General features: G+C 57.5%; 2 protein-coding genes and 1 pseudogene. 2 read left to right on the top strand and 1 reads right to left on the bottom strand.

The window, feature by feature from the left end; genetic code table 11:
- Together HLH48_RS23055 and HLH48_RS22800 are read left to right on the top strand one after the other, a co-directional pair.
- Positions 1 to 228: pseudogene (locus HLH48_RS23055) on the top strand (hypothetical protein); the annotation flags it as partial.
- 64 nt (positions 229 to 292) lie between these two features.
- Positions 293 to 748 carry a cupin domain-containing protein gene (locus HLH48_RS22800; RefSeq protein ID WP_182999726.1) on the top strand — a complete coding sequence of 152 codons (456 nt, stop codon included), beginning with the start codon at positions 293 to 295 and terminating at the stop codon, positions 746 to 748.
- Positions 749 to 762: 14 nt separating this feature from the next.
- On the opposite strand, the gene HLH48_RS23890 is transcribed toward HLH48_RS22800, so the two are convergent.
- On the bottom strand, positions 763 to 930 hold the full coding sequence (locus HLH48_RS23890) for a helix-turn-helix domain-containing protein (protein ID WP_373320248.1): 168 nt from the start codon (positions 928 to 930) through the stop codon (positions 763 to 765).
- Positions 931 to 1,049 lie beyond the last annotated feature (119 nt).

Genomic DNA, 1,049 nt, shown 5'->3' with positions numbered 1-1,049 from the left:
GATCTGCTCAAAACGCAGATCGAAAACGAACCCAAAAGTAGTCAATCAAATCGCCAAAAACCTGAAATCACCAGCCAAGCGTATCAATCAAGGGTTCTTCGATCCCTCCAGGTCGCGCAGGATGGCGTGGATGCCGGCACTGTCCGACTCCAGGCCCGCCAGGAACCTCAGTCGCGTCATGAGGTCATCAAGGGTTGCATTCGGCAACAGGCGAGAAAATTAATTTGAGCGCAAGAAACGGGACGTATTTCTCCCGTGCTGGCAGCTAACTCATGGCGACAAGGAGATCGTCATGAAGATACATGCCCTCGTTCTGACCCTTTCATTGCTCGTCTGCGCGAATGCCTCGGCTGCGACCCAGCATCAGGGATGGATGCCGGACGCCATACCGTGGCAAATGACAGCCGCCGACGGAACGCGATATGCCCTGCTGGAGGGTAAAAGCGAGAAAGAAAGAGAGCCCTTTTCCTATGCGTTCTCGATTCCCGCCGGTGTGTGGGACGCCCCGCATAGCCACAGTGCAACGGCTCGCGTCTTTGTGGCAAAAGGCGTCTTGCGGATCGGATACGACAGCAGCTTCGATCATTCACGGGCAAAATCTTATCCGGCAGGAAGCTACGTTATTGTTCCTGCCGGCGTCGTGCATTTCGATGGTTCCGACACGGATACCATCATCATCGGCACGGCGACCGGGCCATGGACGACGACCTATGTCGATCGGTCGTCGCCCGCGTCAGCAGGACCATAGGCGAGGGCAAGTCATCACCTGTGTCCTCCGAGGTTCCAGGCCGTCATCTGAAAGGCGTGGAACGAGGCAGGGGGCATGCGATGGACACCCGCCTCCCATTTTTTCCAAGTCGCCTGGCAGACCGAGACGACCTCAGCAGCCTCGGCCTGGGTAAGGCGAACCGCCTTCCTTGCAGCCCGGATTTCGGCGGGTGGGGTGGGGCACGGTTTTCCGAGACATTGAGGAGCGCTACGACCCTTGTGAAAGGAAGTAGCAGATGGACGACAGGAACGACGTGAATTGGAATGAGACGGAGGCCTCG

This window comes from Gluconacetobacter sacchari (assembly GCF_014174255.1).
In the GTDB taxonomy this organism is placed as follows: domain Bacteria; phylum Pseudomonadota; class Alphaproteobacteria; order Acetobacterales; family Acetobacteraceae; genus Gluconacetobacter; species Gluconacetobacter sacchari.
This window is presented reverse-complemented; position numbering and strand designations above follow the sequence as displayed.

Bases quoted from the DNA above. Each gene is read 5' to 3' on its own strand.
- HLH48_RS22800 (WP_182999726.1), top strand. From the start codon at position 293: ATGAAGATACATGCCCTCGTTCTGACCCTTTCATTGCTCGTCTGCGCG.